This window comes from Vibrio penaeicida, assembly GCF_002933855.1.
Taxonomy (GTDB): Bacteria; Pseudomonadota; Gammaproteobacteria; order Enterobacterales; family Vibrionaceae; genus Vibrio; species Vibrio penaeicida_A.
The window spans coordinates 94,838-109,587 of record NZ_BFAQ01000015.1; the positions used below are offsets into that span (position 1 = coordinate 94,838).

Sequence of the window (14,750 nt, forward strand, 5' to 3'; positions counted from 1 at the left end):
AAGCTAAAACACTTCTTTTGATAATAATTGAGATGAGGATGTCGCAGAAATGATACAGGAAGGAATCGAGCTTTCGAGCTGAATTGTTAATAGGAAGAGGCATTTTAAGAGGTCACTATTGTACGTCCTCTCCCATTAACGTATATAACCAAGTTGCCACAAGATACTTGGTTCAGCGAGAATTAATTGTGCTTTATCTAGCCTTGAATCGTTGCGTAACTCGGGTAATCCACCTGTTCCCAAAGCAAAGACCACAATTCTTGAACGCAATCCCATCGCCCCTGCATAATCCAGTTCACAATTGAAGCGGCGACATCTGGATAGATCACTTTTTCCGCACTTTGTTCATCGAGCCAGTTGCGCACAGCGGTAGGGTCAAGGTATTCCATTGCCGATGCCAGCCCTAAGTGCTCTAAAGTAGCAACATTGCTTTGCTGTTCAAATTGACCTTTTAAAGGTTTAAGTAACAGTTTTTTCCCTAGTGTTAGTGCCTCGGAAGGTAATTCAAAGCCACCATTAGCAATCACTCCAGAACACGATTTCAAGCTACTTTGAAATCGCTCGTGAGAAAGAGGATGAAAAGTGATGTTTTCCAATACATGGGTTTGCTCAACACCTGGGTGATAGCAATCAAAGTGCTGATGGCTGAACCTATCAAGTAACTCTTGAATATCGCCTAAGGACTCAAATGGTAGGTACACCAATATGGATGCACCGACTTCTTCAGATAAGCCAGAAGTTGTATGAACAATGGGTGGTAAAATTTGTTGATCAAAATGATACCAGTGCAACCCGATAGGAATACTTGTTGGCGCAAAATAGTGGATTATCCAGTGATCGAACCAACGAGAATCCTTTATTGGAACCTGATAGCGGAACGCGTTTTGATGGCTAAGCCCTATGCAAGGCACGTTTTGCTTTTTGGCAGCCCAAGCAGATACGGGTTCAAAATCATTGATCACCACGTCGTACCCACTCAGATCTAATTCATCGATTTCTTTCTTTATGTTGAATAAGCTGTTTTTAAGTATGGTTTGCGTAAGATTAATTTTTCCATTGCTGGTGATAAAGCTCATCCCATTTCTGGTTTGATAATCACCAAAAGACTCCATGGAAAAATATTTGTCTTTATCTCGCCCTGAAAACAGAAAATCCACATCGATATTCTGTTCTTCGAACGCATTAGCCATCGCTCTCGCTCTCGCAATATGGCCGTTCCCCGTGCCTTGAACACCGTAAAGAATTCTCATGATCCAACGTACCCTCTAACTCAAAGTCAGTAGCGCGGCTTTTGCACACACAAGACCAAGCCCTGCTCCGATAACCACGTCTGTAATAAAATGAACGCCTAAAAGAATGCGAGAAAGCCCAATAAATGAAGCCCATATAACGGCTATTAGGTAGAAACTGGGATAGAACTCCCCTATCAGAGTCGCCATTACAAATGCAGCCGCAGTATGCCCAGACGGCAAACTGTAACGATCAGAAGGGGTGATAAAAGCAGTGAGCAGATTACTTAATTCTTGAGGGCGTCGTCGCTTAAAGCTATTTTTTAATACCCAGTAGATGGGAAGCTCTAATGCAAATGCCATCAACCCTGCGGTAAGGAATTCTCCTCCAGACATCGAATCGAACAACCAAAGCACGATACCTAGTACGGCGTAGAAGTGCCCATCTCCACTCCGAGAGACAGCTTTACTGATTCTTGCTACTTGTAAGTTAAACCGGTGTTGTAAGCAAAAACTTGAAAATGCCAGATCGAATCTGGCAATGGGTTCGATAGAACGCATAGCCCATTCCCTCTTTTCCTATTTCCTGATTAGAAATTAGGTGAAGCAGGTGACAGCTAAGTGACGAGATGTTTGTATTTCGATGACAGTCCACGTTAACTTTGCTCTAACACTGACTGTCAGACATAAATTTATCGTTATCTAAAACTGATAATGTGCTCCCAAAGCAACTTGCCATCGCTCAGTCTTTTGTTCATCAAACCAAGAGCGTTGAGCTTCGGTATACAGCTTGGTATTCTCAAAACCAACAAACTCTAATCCCAGAGCAGCCGAGGTTTCTTTTCCACCTGACAACACGTCAGATCCTGTTAAGTTTTCAATTGTGGAATAGGTATTGAAACCTTGATGAACTTGAAACTTCACGCTTGCACCCGCAGCAAAAACTTGACCAATTTCGTTATTATCATCCAATTCATAGTGTCCTAATGTTCCTGCGTACCAAACTGGCGCTCCATACAAATCGTTCTTCTTAACAACCGTTATACCGACACTGGTAGAGCGAGCATTGTTCTCAAACGTAGTCACTTGTAGAGCGCCACGTACCTGTAAGTCTAGATCTCGGTTACGGTATTGAGCAGCAGTAGACCAACCATTATTGATGCGTTTTTCTTTTGTTTTCAAAGATTGACTTCCCACACCAAGCCTAACGGATTGATCGACGTTTCTGGAAAAGTTGTACTGCGCCATTAACCGCCAATCTTCTACATCCGTTCTAACAGATAGCGTGTTTTCATTTCGCTTATTTCCCAGAGACTCACGAGTAATATGGGCGGCACCACCAAGCTTATTCGTAAAATCATAGTTATCCAGATTGTGAATCAGTGCTTCTTGTTTACCAAAATCTACTCTTCCGCTGTCTGTTCTAAGCCCTGCGTAAAACAATCGGACAGAAAGTAAATCATCGGCATTCGTATTTAGGTGGGTTCCTACTTCAAATGTTGAGTAGAGTCTGGCTTGTTCTAGATCCCAATGACCTTTCACACCTATTCGTGAGCGGTCATCGGTCAATTTAAACTGGGAAGACGTACTTTGGTAACGTGCTAATATTTTGGCTTTGCCGTATAACTCTGCCTGATATGTCTCTTCATCAACTAGAGAAATTTCAGCAGAGACAGAGAAACAGCTCGCAAGTAAACAAGAACTGAGTAAGGTGTGACGGATTGATAAAATAGAGTACATAATCATATTGCCTTGTAGGTAAGTTCAATGGGCAACATATTAAGACTCAATGCCTGACAGAAAGCTGATTAACGCTGTAAGCTTCCTGTCAGGTTCGAATAAAACGGCTCGACTAGGCTAGCTCGTTCCTCCGCGAACTTCTGGAGTTTCGATGTACCAAACGTTTTTTTGCTTGCGACACGCTTTGAAACTTCCTTCGAGTACGTCTTCATTCTTGCGGATCTCATAATTCAGGTTCCGGCATATATATATCCCTAAAACCCCTTCAATTGGTACGTCCGTTTTATGCTCTGATTGTTTGTCATGGTAAGGATAAAGTAACGGATTAGGCTGAGTGGCAATGATACTTCGACTTCTTACATTGGTCGTCACATAATCCTTGTGAACATAGCCTCGAATGACGCCTTTCTGTTCGACCAGATACCAAGGTTCTTCAAGTACTTGAGCCATCGAATTGAACACTTCACCTTTGCTCAATACGCCAAGCTTTTCCCCATGAGTTCCAGGTTCTCCCCTGAGATTAAGCTTTGTGTTGGAGCGATAAGGGATGTCCATAAAAACCAAATCAGCATCCGTGACAACACCTATTTCTGTCGGGCGTTTGACCTCAATAGCTTGCCAATCTTGCTCCTTAGCTTTAATGGTCCAAGAGGCATAAGTATGTTTGTCTTTTCCAACAAAAGGGGTTTCTGATGGCGATTCAAGCGCACTCGTCACTTGTTTTAGAAATCGTTCGCGACTTGTTTGGCTCAAATACAGATCAAGGTGGTCACTTATTTCAGCCACATTTTGTGCATGTGATTGTTTAACTTCGCGAGAGACCTTTTCAATTTTTGACTGGGAAGATAGAAGTTGACACCCAGACATCAGCAAGCCAACACTGGCAACCAATACACCTCGAATGACCTTTCCTTTCATGTTATTCCTTTTCATCGAGGTAACCTCCTGGAAGTAGAATCTGAAAACATGCACCGCCAAGATGTGAATCGTGGAGCGATATTGTTCCGCCATACAACAAAACAACGTCTTGTACGATGTGAAGCCCAAGACCGGAGCCTTCCGTTGTCTCATCTAAACGCTGCCCTGGCTTGAACACTGAATCTTTGTTTTGTTCTGAAATACCTAAGCCGTCATCATCCACTTGAATTGTCACTTGATATTCAAATGCGCTGACATCAACAAACACCTTTCCTCTCGACCATTTACAGGCGTTATCTATTACGTTTCCTAACACTTCCTCTAAGTCATGTTGGTCGCCTTTAAAATACAGTTCGGAATGACAACGGAAACTCAAGTCGATGCTTTTGTCTTTGTAAAGCAGCTCCATAGAGAAAAGAATGTCACTCAAGCTTTCTGCAATATTGGTTTGACTAGCGAGATGATTCATCGACCCAGCCAATCGGGCACGTGAAAGATGTGTTTGAGCGTTCTGCGATAACTTATCTAGCTGTTCGGCCATCACATCAACTGAATTAGCATCAAGCTTTTTCAATTCATTTCGCAATACCGAGAGAGGATTCTTCAATGCATGCGCTAGGTTAGACGCTTGCAGTCTAGAGCGCTCTAGAATTGCACTATTGTGTTGAAGTAAGCCATTTAACTCATTCACGACCTCTTGCAACTCTTTTGGTAGCGTCCGGCTAATTTCCGTTTGTTTTCCTTGACGAATTCCTGCAATTTCTTCACCCAACTCTGTCACTGGGTTTAAAAGGATTCGTATTTGACGAAACAACGAATACCCCATCACAGCTGCAAGCAACACCAAAATACCAAACAGCGGCTGCGCAAAGGCTAGTACATCTCGATTAATGTTTGAGACAGGGCCTGCAACAATAAACTGCAATCGCAAATCGGCATTAGAGAACTGAATGGTTTGAATTCCAGAGCGCAGTTTTTGCAGTGGTCCGTCGAATTCGCCCCAATGGTAGCGCTGGTCACCATCAAACGTGGTAAGTGGCGTCGGCAAGTCGCTGTATAGTGATAATGACTGATGAAGTACTTCATTATCTTGCCCGAGAATCTGCCAGTACCAACCTGATAATGGCTGGTTAAATCGAGGGCTATTCGGTTGCCACAGCAAATCTAGCTTTCCACTCGCTGTCACCTCGGTTGCTGCGACTAAATCATGCAATTGAGATTGAATTCCTTCGTCAAATCGCTTTTGGATATAGAATTCAAATAAAGCCAGTAAGATTCCACCTACCATCAAAAGGGCAATCAAATACCAACAGAGTGCCGCCTTTAGAACTTTTCGTGTCAGTGATGGGCTAGTCTTGCTCATTCAACTGATACCCCAATCCGCGGCGCGTTTGAATGTGTCCTGTTCCCATTTTCTTGCGAACCCGATTCACTAACACCTCAATCACGTTAGAATTGTGCTCGAAGTCCATCTGATAAAGATGTTCGGTCAATGTGGACTTTGATACGACTTCACCTTGATGGTTCATGAGATAGGCGAGCAATCGATATTCAAGAGAGCTAAGGTCAAGGTGTGCCCCTTTTAAGGTTGCTCGTTGCGTAGAGGTATCAAGTTCAATTTGTCCGCACTTTAAAACGGAACTGGCGTGACCATTTGATCGACGAACAAGCGCTTCAATTCGCGCAAGCAATTCTTCCATTTCAAATGGCTTGACCAAATAATCATCAGCCCCAGCTCGAAGACCCGTAACTTTCTCGCGCCATGTATCTCTTGCGGTAAGGATAATAACGGGCATTTTATTACCGGAACGTCGCCACTCCATCAAAACACTCAGCCCATCTTTTCCCGGTAACCCAAGATCTAAAATAGCAATGTCATAATCTTCAGTGTCACCATGAAACCAAGCATCATTGCCATCATGAGTCACATCCACGATGAATCCATGCCCAGACAACGAATCTGAGATTTGTCCTGCTGCTTGAATGTTGTCTTCTACTATTAGTGCTCTCATTTAATCGTCGTCGCCATCATCATCGTCATCATCGTCATTATCATCGTCTCGATCACCACTGCCACTAGATGCCCCTCCGCTTGAACTGCCACTTTTATTTTGGTTACTGTTATCTCTATCAGAGCTCGAGCTACCAGTATGCAAAGGTTTATCTTCAGCAAGCAGCTCAAAAGTGTCAGCATTGTAGACTCTGGTCACTACTCGACCTCGTGCGTCTAAAACCTTCAACTCAAAAGAGGGCTGACAATCACTTGTTCCTGCAGACGCTTTCAACAAGGTTTCCCCTGCACTTTTCGCCTTTGCTTTCATGCCTTTCATAAATTTAAAAAACGAACTGGCGGATGGCTTTACTTCACAATTAGCCAACACCAGATTTGGCGATCCGGTTATCAACAAAATGCTAGTAATGAACATGGCGGTTCGTTTATTCAATTCACATACCTTTATCGAGAAAATTCTCAGCGTCTAATATACCAAGACAACCTTACAAAGAGCTTACGGCTTTCATTAAATCATGGATAGAAAAAAGCCAAAAAATTAAAAAGTAAGAATTAATTAACCATAACAATCAAAAAGTTAAACGAGGTTTTTAGAAGCTTACTGAAACCTTACATGCTCTATAAGCTTTATGTCAGCAACTGCTCACTACAATGGCTCCCCGTTGAAGTAACACACTAATTTATTTGGAGAGCATCATGATTTCACTAAACCAATCTCAACGCATTGTTTCCGCTAAACGTTCTTTCGTAACTCGACGTGTACCAATCGAGCTGATGCAAACACTTGTTACTGGCATTCAAACACCTAAAGCTGGAGACCTTGTGTTAGCGAAAGTCACTTTGCTTGGACACCATAAACGCAGCGAACGTGTTGATGGTCGTCGTGCCACTTTATTCCAGGGCGACGAAGTCATTTTGGCATACGGCAATCGATACGCCCCCGATCAATTCGAAGCGATTGTTCCAGACTCTATGGAACCATGCCACATGGTGGCCGCTGGTGGTATTGCAGGCAAGGCGTTGAGTTGGCACCATAAAATTGATTTTCCTACAGAAATCACTCCAATAGGGCTCATTGGTAACGCAGAAGGAAAAATCATTAATTTATCTGATTTTTCTGTCCATCCACCAGCAACAACACAACTTATTCCCAATGTAGTGGTGGTTGGTACGTCAATGAATGCCGGAAAAACCACCTCAGCAGCACATATTATTCACGGACTAACCAAAGCTGGTTATCAAGTTGGAGCAATGAAAGTAACAGGAACTGGTGCTGGTGGCGATCTATGGCTAATGCAAGACGCAGGAGCCCACTCTGCTATTGACTTTACTGACGCTGGCTACCCAACGTCATTTAACGTTAAGTTAAACGAACTTAATGACATTGTAGAAAAGTTATCAGCTGAACTTATTCACCGAGGATGTAACGCCATCGTCGTAGAGATTGCCGACGGCGTATACCAACGCGAAACTCGTGCTTTGCTACAAAACCCAAGTTTTAAAGCAAATTACCGAAACATTGTATTTACAGCCAGAGAGTCTCTTGGCGCAACATCAGGTGCTCAATGGTTAACCGATCAGGGTTACTACGTTCCAGCAATCAGCGGCATGATTTGCGCCTCTCCATTGGCACACCGTGAAGCAGCAAAGCAAATTGATGTGCCTGTTTACGGATTGGAACAATTAGTCGAACCGCGCATCGCCAAATCTCTACTTAACTTTCCCGTTGCTTTAGAAGAAAAAATCTCGGCATGAAGCTAACGCCCTTATGCCAGGGAGTGAGAACTCGCTGGCTACTTCTTCTTGTTGCGACAGGAGTGGTGATTGCCTCTCTGAATATCTTTAGCCTGTTATTGCTTAAACATCTTTGGCAAAGCAAATGGGATTTGCTTCTACTCAGCCTATTTCTCACATCATCTGTGAGTATTTTCCTATTTAGCTTAGTAGAAGCTTTCCTAGCTGAACGTTTAGGTCAACACTACTTAAAAGATGTTCGCCACCAGCTCTATATCACTTTGATGTCCGCTCCTGATTATCAAGCCCCCAAAAGGTTAGGAGTAATGATGACGCGCCTCATTACCGACAGCAGTAATATCAAAAATTGGGCAAGCCAAGGTGCAGCCAAGTTAGCTACACATGGATGCTCTACACTCGGTTATTTGGGATTGCTGATAACATTGTGGGGAAACACTGGAGGATTGATTGCAGGGATTATTGTCGTTGTTTTCATTGTTACTGCGATAATTAGCCCGACACTTTTTAACTTAGCCCGCAATATTAGACGAGACCGAGGGAGGCTTAGTGGGCACTTATGTGAGCGAATTGTTTCGTATCGATGCGTCAATCAATTTAGGCAGATAAAACGTGAAGGCAGAAGATTAAATCGCGCCAGCGATAAACTTGCCAAAACTTCAGTTAATGAATTTGTTCTTCAAGCATTCTTGACCCAGCAAACTGTATTTTGGCTTCCCGTTACACTAGCAGGCTTGATTGTCACTTTCGTATGGCAACAAGACACGAAAAATGAAGATATCGCCACGCTGCTTTTGGTTTTAGGGCTGTTGTTCAACTCTGTGAGGGAAGTATTGATCAGTTGGGGATATGCCATCACATATGTCGTAGCTAAACAAAGGCTTGAGCTTGCCATGTCACATGCAATGGCAATTCGACCCCATCGCGACAAGCGTTTAACTCATAATCAGGCACACAGCATCAAGTTAAAGCAGTTAAAAATGGATGCTCATTCAGAATCCATCACCCAAGTATTTTCTTCTGGTGAGGTTATAAAACTTAGGGGTTGGCGAAGTTCAGAGCGAAGTCGGCTTTGTCGAATATTGACTGGAAATGAGCAGCCAATAGAAGGAGGGGTCGTTGTGTCAGGTCGAAAATTGGAGTGGCTAAACCCAGATTCTATCTCTAAAAGCATCATTCACATTAATGACAACAGCAAACTCTTTAGAGGATCAATTCTAACCAATATCCGTTATGGAAAACGTAAAGCGACAGAGAAAGAAATTCGACGAGTTTGCCAGGTGGTTGATCTATCCCTCGATCTATTGAATGTGCCTGTGCTCGAATTTGGCGTAGGTATCAATTCAGAATTAACCGATAAAGTACTAATCGCTCGCTCACTACTCCTGCAACCAAGATTAATATTGCTTGATCGTCTGTCTATTTTAAACAATACCGACCTTTTAAATATATTAGAGAACTTTGCCGGGTCAGAAACCTTTACGTTACTGCTAACTCATTCAGAGCAAACAATACAATAAGGGGAAGCATATGCTTCCCCCTAGTCAACAATTCACACCAACTTAGTCACACCAATTTAGTTTGATGCTTTTACAATTCGGGCACTGCCTTCTTCAATATACCAAGAGCCTTGCTGCTTCTGGCACGCAGTAAATTCGCCAAACTGCACTTTCTCATCACGAGAGAATGAGTATTGTAAATCTCGGCATACGTAACTGCCTGCTAACACGGACGTTTCTTTATCTGTCTCTAAGTGTTTTTGGATCCCAACTTTAGAAACAATTAAATCCTGCGGTGGACCTGCTAGCGTAATGTAATCATGATGTACGTAACCGCGAACATCACCTTCTTGCTCAACCAAAACCCAAGGTTTTCCGCTTGCCTGAGCTAGCACATTAAAGGCTTCACCTTTTTGTAACTGACCAATTTTTTGGCTGGATTGTCTTGGACCCGTTCTTAAATTAAGCGCTGTTGTCGTCTCATGCGTCAAACCAACAAACGTTAAATTTTGTGCGGTATCTACCGTTTCTTCAACCGGGTAATGAACTTCAACGGATTGAACTTCTGGAGAGGCCACTTTGATCAGCCATTTTGCGCTATTTGATGAATCAATGCCTTGCCACTCATTGGTGCCTTGAGATTCCAGAGCTTCAATAGACTGCTTTAAGAATTGATCTCGCGCTTCCTGACTCAAAAACGCGTCTAGTTGCGTACTAACCAAACCTGAACTTGTACTACCAGACACTTTGTTAGCAGAAGCTGCATTCGAATTTGTTCCGGTACTTTGACATCCTGTCAGCAGGATCAATCCTGCACACCCGATAAGACTTTTAATGGAAAGTGGGCGTAATTGAATTTTGCGTTTCTGCCATGACATTGATATTGGGTCCTTATATTTTCTGTTCGGCAAGCTAAGTGTTACTTGCTTCAATACGCATCTCTTGGTATCAACGCTCATGCTTTTCGTTCTTTGCCAGCCAAGCGAAGAATCATGGTAAAACCAATGAGCAACCGATTTGATATGCATTTAGATAAGCCATCGTAACATATGCATATGGTGTATTTACATACTATTGATATTCAAGTGCAACAAACATCAAAATTATTATTTTTAGAGTCAAATCACGACGAAAGGGGGATTCTTCCCCCTTTATTGCTTTTACATGAATATTTTATGATTTCTGCGTTAATGAATATCTTGGTGTTTACGCACCAATCCAAAATCCGCTAGTACTGCATACGCAGCAGGAATCATAAACAGCACCAATAGTGTAGAGGCAAATATGCCAAATACAATGGATATTACCAGTGGTTGTATCACTTGAGCTTGAAGGCTCGTTTCTATAAGCAACGGTAATAGACCAGCAGCGGTGGTAATTGACGTCAAGAATACCGCACGGAAACGCTCCCTGCTTGCTTTTACCACCGATTCGTACACAGAATCACCTTCATCAACATGGTGCCGTATGTATTGAACCAGAAGAATAGAGTCATTCACAACAATTCCTGCCAATGAAACAAATCCCATGATGCTTGGCATACTTAAAGAATGCCCTAACAAGAAGTGCCCCCAGATAACACCAATTAACGCCAAGGGTATCGCCACCATAACCACAAACGGTTCCATGTAACTGCGGAACTGGTAACTCAAGATAATGAAAACACCAAATAGACCGAGCAAGAACCCACTTGCAATTGAGCTGCCTGTTTTGGCGGCATCTTCTGCCTCACCTTCGAAGTCAAATCTTAACCCTGGATACTTCGCCATTAACTTGGGTGCTTCTTCTTTTTGGAACTGGGTAATAATCTCTGACGAGCTGGCTTTTGAATTATCTACGTCACCGTAAACACTGATCGTTCTCAAGCCATCCACTCTCTGGATTCGTACATAATTACGTTGGAAATCTAATGTGGCGATAGCCCCAAGTGGAATTTGAGAGCCATCCGACTTTATAATGGGAAAATTCGCGAGCTGCTGCAGATCGCCAGCCTGCTTTTTATCGAGCTGAACGTCGATCTTTATGTTTTCCACTCCAATTTGAATTTCATCTGCGGTTTGACCAAAAAAAGCAGAGCGCAATTGCCCAGCGATCATTTGCCCGTTAACCCCAAATGTTTCCGCTCCCTGACGCAGCTTCACTAGTATTTCTTCTTTGCCGAGTCTCATATCATCCAACACACCATGCACGCCATCAAACTCATTGAGATAACTCTGCATTTCAATTGATGCAGATTTTAGTGCCGACAGGTCATCATGTTTGGCTCGAATCTCTATCGCCCGCCCGCCCGGTCCCATCGTAGGTTGCTTGAACACAAGTGACACTGGTTGGGCAAGCTCTCCCACTTCATTGCGCCATGCTTCGACAAATTCATCAATCAAAGTATTGCGCGACTCTGCCCCCAGAAGATCTAACCGTACCGTAGCCAAGTGCGGACCTGATTCGTCTGCATCTGCATTGACGTTATAACTGCTAGTGACATGTTGAACTAACGTTCTTCCACCTTCGACTCGTTCACTCCAATCGCGGTTTAGCTTTTCTGCCGCTAGCACAATATGATCAACGACCGCCTCGGTTTGGCTTAACGAAGCCCCTGGAGGAAGAATGATGCGTGCCTCTGCAATGTCGCCATCTAAATCAGGAAACGGTACAAACTTCACTACACCACCCGCCAACATGGCAACAGATGCTAGCAAGGTCGCCAATACGCCTCCTAAAAAGGCATAACGCCACTCCACCACTTTGGTCACAGCAGATACCAATTGGTTGTTGCGGAAACTCTCAAAACGTTCAAGCAGTACTCGCTTGAATTTTAATGGTGGACGATCATTTTTTTGCTTGTGCAATGAGTGGGATAAATGATTCGGTAGAATCAAAAACGCTTCGACAAGGCTTAAACACAAAACCAAAATGAGTACTTGAGGAACCGCACGGAGCACTGCCCCCATCTCTCCTTCAAGAAACAGCAAGCTACCAAAAATACAGATAGTCGTTAGAAAGGAGGACAACACACCAGGAAAGACTTTACGTACACCGTTATACACGGCTTCATCAACACTTTGCCCACGATCCAAATGCGAAGCAATAGACTCTGCAATAACGATGGCATCATCCATCATGATACCAATCGCCATCAACAGCCCAACCAAAGACATGATGTTAATGGAGAGCCCTAGGTTTGCCATCAAGAACATGCCGCCCAAGAAAGCAACTGGTAAACCGGCAGCAACCCAAAACGAGTAGCGAAAGCTAAAGAACAGCCACATTGTCGCAAACACCAACACGATCCCTTGCCAACCATTGGAGAGCATCATACTGAGTCGATCCCACAGAACAGAAGAGAGATCGTTGGTTAATTCCAGTGTGACGCCATCTGGTGCTACCGCTCGCTGCGCTTCAACAAATTCAGCAACCTGATCTTTTATTCTTAATGCATCATCTTCTTTATTTTTACTGATTTTCAGTACGGCAGAAGGCTGACCATCAAACAGCACTTTTTGTTCATCCAGCTCAAACCTGTCGGTGATTGATGCAATATCAGCTAACCTGATGACACTACCATTCGGTGCTGAACCAACCACGATTTGGCTCAGCTCATTGGGCGTGATGCTTCGTTCGTCAAAACGAATAAGAAAATTTTTATCCGGTGTTTCTATATTCCCACTAGGAAGCTTGACGTTCTGCCTGCCAATTTGCTCTGCAATATCACCAACGCTTAGCCCTAATTGTCTTATTGCGATGGTATCTAGCTCCACTCGGTATTGGTGATCAGAAAAGCCACTTACATCTACCAGCGAAACGTCGTAATCCAACTTCAAGGTACGTTTAAGCTGCTCAGCATACGCTTTAAGCTCCGGCCAAGTGGTGTCGGCTGTAATAGCAACATCAACAACAGGTTCATTCCAATCCATTTCCCTTACAACAGGTGATTCAATCTCATCTGGGAAATCATTTATCGAGTTAATCTGAGTTTGAACATCCACCAGCATGCGACCGATATCCGCCCTTTCATTCAGCTTAAGAATCAATCGCGCTGAACCTTCTACCGCTTCACATCGAGTTTCTTCAATATTGGCTAGCCCATCAACGGCATCTTCCATCCGCACACACAAGCTTTCCTCCACTTCTTGAGGTGAAGCTCCTGGATAGGCAACTCCCGCCATAATAAATGGTGGAGAAAACTCAGGGAATGTCTCACGCTTTAACTTGGGTAGTGACGTAATTCCTATAATCAAAAGCCCCAGCATCAACAAATTAGCGGCAGTGGGGTGTCTAGCAAAAAATCGAATCATTCCAATACCTCCACTGCTTCCGTTGTCTTGAGTTGCATCCCTTCAATCGCTGGGAGCAAGTCATTCAAAATCAACGCTTCACCTTGTTCTAGGTCGCCATCTACAATCACTTGGTTATCACGGCGGTAGAGCACTGTTACGGTTTTAATCCGTAGCTTATTGTGCTCATCTTTAATATAAATTCGATTACCATGTAGAGCTCGTTCCGGAATCACCCAGCTTGGGTTCTCTTGCCCGATGATTTCCGCTTTTACGAACATACCATTCACTAATGGAGGAGAGTTCTGGGGCTTTAATTGACGATAGTCTTGCTCCATCTCCAAAATTACACCTACCGTTGCCTGATTGGGGTCGACCGTTTCACTGACTCGCGCTACTTTAGCATCCCAGTTGGCGGCTAGACTTCCACTGGTTAACTCAATATTCGCCCGTATTTCCTCTGTAGCTGGTATTGGGTTCCCATACTCATCCTTATTGAATGTGCTGAGGCTAGAAATCAGTGTTCTCATGTCGTGAAGAGGTAACTGCGCTTCCACTTCCATCGTCGTGACACCATGGGCAACAATCATCGTTTGTTGCAAATTGACGACTTGATCTTGTTCGATGTCGACTTCTGCAATACGTAGGTTTTCTGGCAAAACAACCGAAGTTTTGTCTAGAGAACGCTGGGCTTCGTCTAACCTCGCCGAATTCACTTTCACTTGCGCTAAAGCTACTTTTCGTTCATCAGGAAAAAGAGCGAGTTGATTTCGCATATCTTGAACAAGTTTTTGCTGAGATAAATAGGACTGAGTTTGTTGATCCACATCCGACTGGGATGTAAGCCCTTTTTTACGCAAATTTTTCTTACGGTTTAATTCTGTTTTGCTTATTGCCAGACGGTTTTCTTCGATCTTTAAGGTGTTGGTTAAATTAATTTTTTCAAGATCGAGTTTCGCTAACTGGGTTTTACTTGAACTTAGATCGGCTTCGGTCTGTGCCAGTTTTAATTCGTAGTCCAGTGGATCAATTCTTAGAATTTCCGTTCCAGCTGGCAGCATTCGCCCCTTTTCCAGTTGAGGGTGCCTGTACACCACTTTACCAGACACCTCCGCTATAGCTTTCCACTCCAATTTAGGGGTGACTTTACCAAAACCAATCACCACAGGTGCCATAGCCTTTAGTTCAAGCGGCATGGTTTCAACTAATCGAGCACGATCGCCAGCCGGTTTTGTCGGAGGAGTGGGTCTCAGTTTTACAGCGAGGATAAGAATAATGACACCGACAGCTAACGCCGGAAAGAACAGTAATTTACGGTTAAACGCCATCG

The 14,750-nt window shown here is 43.6% G+C and carries 12 protein-coding genes; 3 read left to right on the plus strand and 9 right to left on the minus strand.

Annotated elements, in window-relative coordinates; all coding sequences use genetic code 11:
- Positions 1-197: 197 nt before the first annotated feature.
- The 6 genes from VPNCDNU1_RS08660 to VPNCDNU1_RS08685 all read right to left on the minus strand — a co-directional run bounded on the left by VPNCDNU1_RS08660 (position 198) and on the right by VPNCDNU1_RS08685 (position 5,899).
- Positions 198-1,250 carry an MJ1255/VC2487 family glycosyltransferase gene (locus VPNCDNU1_RS08660; RefSeq protein WP_104399978.1) on the minus strand — a complete coding sequence of 351 codons (1,053 nt, stop codon included), beginning with the start codon at positions 1,248-1,250 and terminating at the stop codon, positions 198-200.
- Between the two features lie 15 nt (positions 1,251-1,265).
- Entirely contained in the window at positions 1,266-1,790 is a 525-nt protein-coding gene (locus VPNCDNU1_RS08665) for a phosphatase PAP2 family protein (protein ID WP_104399979.1), read from the minus strand.
- 141 nt (positions 1,791-1,931) lie between these two features.
- Positions 1,932-2,969 (minus strand): porin, encoded by a 1,038-nt coding sequence (locus tag VPNCDNU1_RS08670; RefSeq protein WP_104399980.1) that lies wholly within the window; start codon positions 2,967-2,969, stop codon positions 1,932-1,934.
- Positions 2,970-3,086: 117 nt separating this feature from the next.
- Positions 3,087-3,902 (minus strand): SH3 domain-containing protein, encoded by an 816-nt coding sequence (locus VPNCDNU1_RS08675; protein ID WP_237324106.1) that lies wholly within the window; start codon positions 3,900-3,902, stop codon positions 3,087-3,089.
- On the minus strand, positions 3,889-5,250 hold the full coding sequence (locus VPNCDNU1_RS08680) for an ATP-binding protein (protein ID WP_104399982.1): 1,362 nt from the start codon (positions 5,248-5,250) through the stop codon (positions 3,889-3,891). Before VPNCDNU1_RS08680 ends, VPNCDNU1_RS08675 begins: the two co-directional genes overlap by 14 nt.
- Positions 5,237-5,899, minus strand: a complete 663-nt coding sequence (locus tag VPNCDNU1_RS08685; RefSeq protein ID WP_104399983.1) for a response regulator transcription factor — start codon at positions 5,897-5,899, stop codon at positions 5,237-5,239. The genes VPNCDNU1_RS08680 and VPNCDNU1_RS08685 overlap by 14 nt, the downstream gene beginning before the upstream one ends.
- A 246-nt stretch (positions 5,900-6,145) precedes the next feature.
- Between VPNCDNU1_RS08685 and VPNCDNU1_RS29310 the strand changes: the two genes are divergently transcribed.
- The 3 genes from VPNCDNU1_RS29310 to VPNCDNU1_RS08700 all read left to right on the plus strand — a co-directional run bounded on the left by VPNCDNU1_RS29310 (position 6,146) and on the right by VPNCDNU1_RS08700 (position 9,170).
- Entirely contained in the window at positions 6,146-6,421 is a 276-nt protein-coding gene (locus tag VPNCDNU1_RS29310; RefSeq protein ID WP_371410782.1) for a hypothetical protein, read from the plus strand.
- A gap of 173 nt (positions 6,422-6,594) precedes the next feature.
- A complete protein-coding gene (locus VPNCDNU1_RS08695) occupies positions 6,595-7,653 on the plus strand; it encodes a molybdopterin guanine dinucleotide synthesis B family protein (RefSeq protein WP_104399985.1) in 1,059 nt (352 codons plus the stop codon).
- A complete protein-coding gene (locus tag VPNCDNU1_RS08700; RefSeq protein WP_104399986.1) occupies positions 7,650-9,170 on the plus strand; it encodes an ABC transporter transmembrane domain-containing protein in 1,521 nt (506 codons plus the stop codon). Before VPNCDNU1_RS08695 ends, VPNCDNU1_RS08700 begins: the two co-directional genes overlap by 4 nt.
- A 56-nt stretch (positions 9,171-9,226) precedes the next feature.
- Here VPNCDNU1_RS08700 and VPNCDNU1_RS08705 read toward each other — a convergent pair whose 3' ends face one another.
- The 3 genes from VPNCDNU1_RS08705 to VPNCDNU1_RS08715 form a co-directional block, all read right to left on the minus strand.
- Positions 9,227-10,027, minus strand: a complete 801-nt coding sequence (locus VPNCDNU1_RS08705; RefSeq protein ID WP_167404753.1) for an SH3 domain-containing protein — start codon at positions 10,025-10,027, stop codon at positions 9,227-9,229.
- 309 nt (positions 10,028-10,336) lie between these two features.
- Positions 10,337-13,441, minus strand: coding sequence for an efflux RND transporter permease subunit (locus tag VPNCDNU1_RS08710; RefSeq protein ID WP_104399988.1), 3,105 nt, complete (start codon positions 13,439-13,441; stop codon positions 10,337-10,339).
- Positions 13,438-14,748, minus strand: a complete 1,311-nt coding sequence (locus VPNCDNU1_RS08715) for an efflux RND transporter periplasmic adaptor subunit (protein ID WP_104399989.1) — start codon at positions 14,746-14,748, stop codon at positions 13,438-13,440. Before VPNCDNU1_RS08715 ends, VPNCDNU1_RS08710 begins: the two co-directional genes overlap by 4 nt.
- Between the last annotated feature and the right edge of the window lie 2 nt (positions 14,749-14,750).

What these genes read in the sequence shown, in the direction of transcription:
- VPNCDNU1_RS08660 (WP_104399978.1), bottom strand. Translation starts at nt 1,250, where the DNA reads ATGAGAATTCTTTACGGTGTTCAAGGCACGGGGAACGGCCATATTGCG.
- VPNCDNU1_RS08665 (WP_104399979.1), bottom strand. Translation starts at nt 1,790, where the DNA reads ATGCGTTCTATCGAACCCATTGCCAGATTCGATCTGGCATTTTCAAGT.
- VPNCDNU1_RS08670 (WP_104399980.1), bottom strand. Translation starts at nt 2,969, where the DNA reads ATGTACTCTATTTTATCAATCCGTCACACCTTACTCAGTTCTTGTTTA.
- VPNCDNU1_RS08675 (WP_237324106.1), bottom strand. Translation starts at nt 3,902, where the DNA reads ATGAAAAGGAATAACATGAAAGGAAAGGTCATTCGAGGTGTATTGGTT.
- VPNCDNU1_RS08680 (WP_104399982.1), bottom strand. Translation starts at nt 5,250, where the DNA reads ATGAGCAAGACTAGCCCATCACTGACACGAAAAGTTCTAAAGGCGGCA.
- VPNCDNU1_RS08685 (WP_104399983.1), bottom strand. Translation starts at nt 5,899, where the DNA reads ATGAGAGCACTAATAGTAGAAGACAACATTCAAGCAGCAGGACAAATC.
- VPNCDNU1_RS08695 (WP_104399985.1), top strand. Translation starts at nt 6,595, where the DNA reads ATGATTTCACTAAACCAATCTCAACGCATTGTTTCCGCTAAACGTTCT.
- VPNCDNU1_RS08700 (WP_104399986.1), top strand. Translation starts at nt 7,650, where the DNA reads ATGAAGCTAACGCCCTTATGCCAGGGAGTGAGAACTCGCTGGCTACTT.
- VPNCDNU1_RS08705 (WP_167404753.1), bottom strand. Translation starts at nt 10,027, where the DNA reads ATGTCATGGCAGAAACGCAAAATTCAATTACGCCCACTTTCCATTAAA.
- VPNCDNU1_RS08710 (WP_104399988.1), bottom strand. Translation starts at nt 13,441, where the DNA reads ATGATTCGATTTTTTGCTAGACACCCCACTGCCGCTAATTTGTTGATG.
- VPNCDNU1_RS08715 (WP_104399989.1), bottom strand. Translation starts at nt 14,748, where the DNA reads ATGGCGTTTAACCGTAAATTACTGTTCTTTCCGGCGTTAGCTGTCGGT.